We start from the raw sequence: 4,900 nt of genomic DNA, 5'->3' as shown, positions 1-4,900 counted from the left end.
GGCCTTTCCACTCACCCTGTTCATCGCGTTCATCCCTGTCCATGGCCAACCGGTTACTGCCCGTCACGCTCTCGCGCGCCTATAGCCGCACCGACTTCACCGCGCTGCGGGCGTTCGTCCAGCGCCGTGCAATGAAGTAAGAGTAAAGGCGTTTCGGAAGTAAAAGTAGCACCTCGCGCAGATCCAGCCTACCAACGCCGTGACATCCTTGCTGCACAAAGACTGCGACGTGAACGAAATAATTGTGTCACCGTCGGGCGGCAGAGGCAGCGGCGTTTCGTTGACTGTCGCGCCCCTGCGGCGAATTTCCGGGTTCGTGCGATCGCCGGATCGAAGAAATCGTTAGACGCCCACTAGCCTGATCCGACGATCATGATTCATCTGGACGAGCACCGTTCGCATGGCCGTCACCCCCTTCTCGTCGACTTTTTGAAGATCCAGCTCGTAGATGCGCAGGCTGGTTGTCAGGCGTGCTACGGCTGATTTTCGGTCAAGGCAGAGTTCTTTCAGCAATTCCTCATTGTCTTCCACGTACCTCTCAAACGAAACGCTCACGCCTCGCTCCCAATCTTCCAGCAGGTGTTCATATTTCGGCGTGCGCAACAGGGTGAGACTTTCGATCTCAGTCGGATCCGCTGGGTCGACGACTGCAAAGGACACAATCAAGTCGTCCCCGTTCTCAGTCGAGATAAACGCGACGGTTTCCATAATCTTCGATCCATGATTTCCGCAGCCACAAACCACAATCATCGCACTGCGACCACCCCTTCGCGTCGAAGAGCCCCTTCCTTCAGTTGCCGCGTATTGTCCGACGGCCGCCCGTCAAGTGGGGCAGCAGTTACCGGGCCACCCTTCGTTGGATTGACTAACTTCCTAAGCTGGCGGAAGGACAAGACGAAGGCGATCAAAGAAAAGCGGGACGCGTCCCGCTAGTCCCTCGACCAGGAAGTAGCGACTCGACCCGCGCGCCGTCAGCTGTGCGACCTGGTGCGCATGCCGCCCACGCCGACCTTACCGCGCCCGACACGATCAGTTCTGCTATGCGCCGAACTACCGGGGCGCAGCTTCTTCCTGGAGACGCCCGTGAACGTCGCCTGATCTGCAGGGTAGTAAGTCGCCCTGTGCACCGCTACGTGATAGCCCGAACGGTCAGGGCTGAGGGCGAGCTTGACCGTTTTCACGCCGTAAAATTTTCCACGGCCCTCGGTTACGTCCCCCAGCGGAAGCGACAGCGCTTTGCCACCCGGCGCAGGGGCGTTCTCGGCCCCGATCTGGTCGAACCAGGCGTCCGCGCGCACGATTGCATACCTGACGCCGCTGACGGTGACATATGTCGCCTTCTCGCCGAGCTTGTAGTTGGGATCCTTGACGTCGATTGCCATGATGGACACCTCCTCGGACGACTGACACTGATAGTTTAGCGCCTGCGCCGCGATCGATGCCTTTCACCACACGCTGCCGATCCGCCGAATCATGCGCAATCGCATTGCCTGCCCGTTTTCGTGCGGCGCTGTTCCGAAGCCGGTGTACGGAGGCCAAATCATCGGCATGCCCCGCCGTTTCGAGGAATCCGTACGTGTGCCTTGTCCAGATCTGTCGTCGCACCACTGGATCGCCCAACGCTGCGCCGCCTCGATCGCGTCCGTGTCGGAGGGATAGTCGTCCAGGTCACCCGAATACTTCACTTCTACGGCCTCTACGCCCGCCGAGGCGCGACGATAAGTTTTTGCGCACGCGTAGTAACGGCCGCCTTCATCGAGAGGCGACACGTCGATGTGAAACTCCCTGTAGTCGAACTGCATGGCTGCCTCCGAACGTTCCTACTCGTCGCGCCGAATAAGCCGCGGACGCCCCGCTGCGTCTGGACCTATGTTGACCAGCCTGTTTCGGTAGTCACAGGCCCCGACAAATGGAAAGAAATCCGCTTGCGTAAGCTTGGGCTTCGCTTCGACCTCATCGAAGGCAAACGTGCATTGCAGTTCCGGCAAATCCAGATGACTATCTCCGCCGCCGTTTTAGCCGCTTGCGGCTGCCGAAGTTCTGAAGGTCGGCGCGGCAATTCAGGACTCTTCCTCATTGAGCAACTTACTGGCAAGGGCGCGCACCCCGGACGGGTTACCGGCTGCGACCCGCGGACCGATGCCGACAATACCGCTGCCACGACTCGCGCCTGGTATGGAGATATTAGTCCTGCCCAGGCCATGACAACGTCATTCGCAGGACGAAGTCCCGCGGTCCAATGCCGGCGGGTCTGTCCTTTTAACGACGGGCGCTTGCTCGACGTTCACGGCAACGAGGAAGCGCGCGTCCTTCGTTTGGTGATGTTCGATGCCCGGTCGAGTCCCAGCCCACATCCGGCAGGTTTCGACCTGTCAGTGTATGCGCGCGAGGCTACGAAGGAGCGAATCTCCGTCCTGCGTAACGCGAGGCCGTACAGCCCCGCCGGCAAGCTTCTCCATGGCGACGAGCTGGCGTTCGAGCAACGTATCAAGTTCTTCGCGCTCGGCAATGTGGTCGGCCGAGTCCCTGACCAGTGTCAATGTCGCAAATTCATGGGGGCTGAGCATGCTTGCCTCCTGATAGCTCGAGTAGGTGCTGTATGGATTGCGTCGGCTAAGGCGCTCGCTTTTGACGGCACGTTGCCGGTGGCGCACTCGCTGCAAATGGCGCGGGGAGTTGATGGTAGGGGGAGTACCGGGGCGCGGCAATTCGGGTCGTCCCGCATATTGGGCAGATTGGGTCATGCCGCACTGCGACAGATGCGGCAGCGATCAGGTACACACATCCTGCTTCGTCCCAGGGCGTGCCCTATGAAGAGGCGGGGAGAACCGTTTGGGCACGGCGGTTCAGTGGGACACCAATGCGAAATCAAACGGCGTCTGGTGCCGTGAACGACGCAATGCCGGTAGCACCGCGACGTGCCACAAAGCATTGTCGGGTTGACCGCCTCACCGGTGCTGCACTTTGCGCGTCGCCATATACGCGTCGAACAGACCCGCATGCAGGCGGCTCAGTTCCTGGCGCAGGCTGACCAGTTCGTGCTGGTCGCCCTCATGCTCGCGGCGCAGGATTTCGCCCAGCAGGCCCATTGCGCGGGACGCCGCCTGCTCACGCTGCACGCGCGCCTCGCCCAGCCGGGCCGCCAGTGCCGGCTTGACCACCAGCAGCCACGCCGGAAACCACGCGTCATCGTCCGTCTCGCCCGCGCCCGGAAACTCCGCATCGAAGCGCCGGCGTAGCGCGTCGAGTGACGCGTCGCCCAGTACGGGCAGCAATGCCGCAAACCGTGCCGGCGCCAGCCAGGCCAGTTCCGCGAGCAGCGGCCACGCGGCATCCAGTCCGCCCGTCCGGTAGCGCACCTCGGTCATCCACGCGAGCGGTGCCGGGATGCGCCACCAGGACTCAATGCCCCCGATCGCGTCACTCGCGGCCGCCCAGTCGCCGGCCAGCAGCCACAGCGGCGCTGCGTGATTCCCGGCATCGGCGCCGCAAAAGGCCAGCGTCGCGGCCCGCGCGGCGAGCGCTCGCCAGCACAGGGCGAGCCATGCGTGAACCGTCTGCTTGGGCAGCACCCGCCGGGCGGCGGACAGCACCTCGTCCTCGAGGTGACGGCGCGCGATGGCCAGCGCCGCATGGTCCGCCAGGGGCGCGGTCGATCCGCGCCCGCGTTCGAGTTCGCCCACCAGCACGTTCATCGCGGGCAGTGCACCGTCGTCCGGGTATTCGCCGGCGAGCAGCGCCAGTGCCGTTCGCGCCGACACCGCATCGCGCCGCTGCAACTGCTCCAGCACGTCATTGCGCAACATCACGTCACGGCTGTCGGCAAAGATATCGAGCTGCTGCATGGTGAGTTGATGCATGGTTTTCGCGCTCAGAAGAGCTGATCGTGAAGATCGGTCAGGCTAGCCCATTTCACCGTGGTGCGAAAGGTGCGGCCATCTTCGTCCACCGACTCGATGATCACGCGCTGCCCGCTCGCTTCGGCGATCACGCGCACGATCCGCTCGCGGTAGCGCATCAGCGCGCCAATCGGCGGGCAGGCCCGGGCCTTGCGCCCTGTTCGTCTTTTTCGCGGGCGGCTGTTGTTTCCCATTTCATCTAACCCCGCTTGCGGCGTGCCGCCGTCTTGCCGGATGGCATGGAGGCGGCCGGCGCCTTGCGCGTCGTGCCCGGTATCCGTGCCGGACGGGGCGCCGCCGGCCGGTTCGCGGCTGGGCGTGCCGGGGCGGCCTTCGCGCGAACGGGTCGCGCCTCGTAGGTATCCGCCTTGCGCCTTGCCGCCAGCTGTTGCTGCAGCGTCGCGTTCGCGGCCTGGACGGCCTCGAGCCGCCCCTGCAGCACCCCCGTCTGGTGGTGCGCGTCACCGAGCTGCGCCTGCAGCGCCTCGAGCGCGCGACGATGGTCTGCCTCGCGCCGGTCGGCCCGCTTCGTCGCCTCATCGAGCTCTTTCTGCAGCTTCACGGCCGTGCCGCGCTCGCGGTCGATCTCGAGCAGCGCGCGCTTTTCCGCGGCACGCAGGCGCTCATCGGCCCGTTCCGCGGTGGCGCGCAGCTTTTCCAGGTCCCGCGAGAACCCTTCGCGCACCTGCACCAGTTCACGATCGCGCGCAGCCGTCTCGCCCTTCAGCCGCGTGATCTCGCCGTCCAGCGCCTGCCGTGCCGCGCAGCCTTCGGCCTGCGCCTTGTCCAGTTCGCGGACCTCGACCTGCGCGGCGAGCAGCGCGGCGGTGCGCTGCTCGAGCGCGGTCTCTGTCCGCTCGAGTTCGCCGCGGACCGCCGCGACCGCCTGCTGCGCCTCGGTACGCTGGCCCTCCACTTCTGCACGCAGCGCGTCGAGTTCCGCCTGCGCGGACGCGGTCGCGCGCGCCCACAGGGTGGCGACCAGTTCACCGGCGGCCGCA

The 4,900-nt window shown here is 64.6% G+C and carries 6 protein-coding genes and 1 pseudogene; all 7 read right to left on the bottom strand.

Going from position 1 to position 4,900, the window contains the following annotated elements:
* Nucleotides 1-342: 342 nt before the first annotated feature.
* Nucleotides 343-708 (bottom strand): hypothetical protein, encoded by a 366-nt coding sequence (locus tag P0D89_RS50925; protein ID WP_408370972.1) that lies wholly within the window; start codon nt 706-708, stop codon nt 343-345.
* A gap of 263 nt (nt 709-971) precedes the next feature.
* Nucleotides 972-1,382: a hypothetical protein gene (locus P0D89_RS50920; RefSeq protein WP_408370971.1), complete on the bottom strand. Its 411-nt coding sequence runs from the start codon at nt 1,380-1,382 to the stop codon at nt 972-974.
* Nucleotides 1,383-1,589: 207 nt separating this feature from the next.
* A pseudogene (locus P0D89_RS50915) lies at nt 1,590-1,802 on the bottom strand (hypothetical protein); the annotation flags it as partial.
* 570 nt (nt 1,803-2,372) lie between these two features.
* Nucleotides 2,373-2,567 carry a hypothetical protein gene (locus P0D89_RS50910; RefSeq protein WP_408379315.1) on the bottom strand — a complete coding sequence of 65 codons (195 nt, stop codon included), beginning with the start codon at nt 2,565-2,567 and terminating at the stop codon, nt 2,373-2,375.
* A gap of 381 nt (nt 2,568-2,948) precedes the next feature.
* Nucleotides 2,949-3,860 (bottom strand): hypothetical protein, encoded by a 912-nt coding sequence (locus P0D89_RS50905; protein WP_408379312.1) that lies wholly within the window; start codon nt 3,858-3,860, stop codon nt 2,949-2,951.
* An 11-nt stretch (nt 3,861-3,871) separates the two neighbouring features.
* Nucleotides 3,872-4,093 carry a hypothetical protein gene (locus P0D89_RS50900; RefSeq protein ID WP_408379310.1) on the bottom strand — a complete coding sequence of 74 codons (222 nt, stop codon included), beginning with the start codon at nt 4,091-4,093 and terminating at the stop codon, nt 3,872-3,874.
* A 5-nt stretch (nt 4,094-4,098) separates the two neighbouring features.
* The coding region (locus tag P0D89_RS50895; RefSeq protein ID WP_408379309.1) for an ATPase at nt 4,099-4,900 on the bottom strand (802 nt) is incomplete at its 5' end.

The sequence above is a fragment of the Paraburkholderia sp. RL18-085-BIA-A genome (assembly GCF_046027075.1).
GTDB lineage: Bacteria > Pseudomonadota > Gammaproteobacteria > Burkholderiales > Burkholderiaceae > Paraburkholderia.
The sequence above is the reverse complement of the archived record's forward strand: the minus strand, read 5'-3'. Positions and strand labels throughout refer to the sequence as shown.

Coding starts and splice junctions, on each gene's coding strand:
- P0D89_RS50925 (WP_408370972.1), bottom strand. CDS start 708: ATGGAAACCGTCGCGTTTATCTCGACTGAGAACGGGGACGACTTGATT.
- P0D89_RS50920 (WP_408370971.1), bottom strand. CDS start 1,382: ATGGCAATCGACGTCAAGGATCCCAACTACAAGCTCGGCGAGAAGGCG.
- P0D89_RS50910 (WP_408379315.1), bottom strand. CDS start 2,567: ATGCTCAGCCCCCATGAATTTGCGACATTGACACTGGTCAGGGACTCG.
- P0D89_RS50905 (WP_408379312.1), bottom strand. CDS start 3,860: ATGCATCAACTCACCATGCAGCAGCTCGATATCTTTGCCGACAGCCGT.
- P0D89_RS50900 (WP_408379310.1), bottom strand. CDS start 4,093: ATGGGAAACAACAGCCGCCCGCGAAAAAGACGAACAGGGCGCAAGGCC.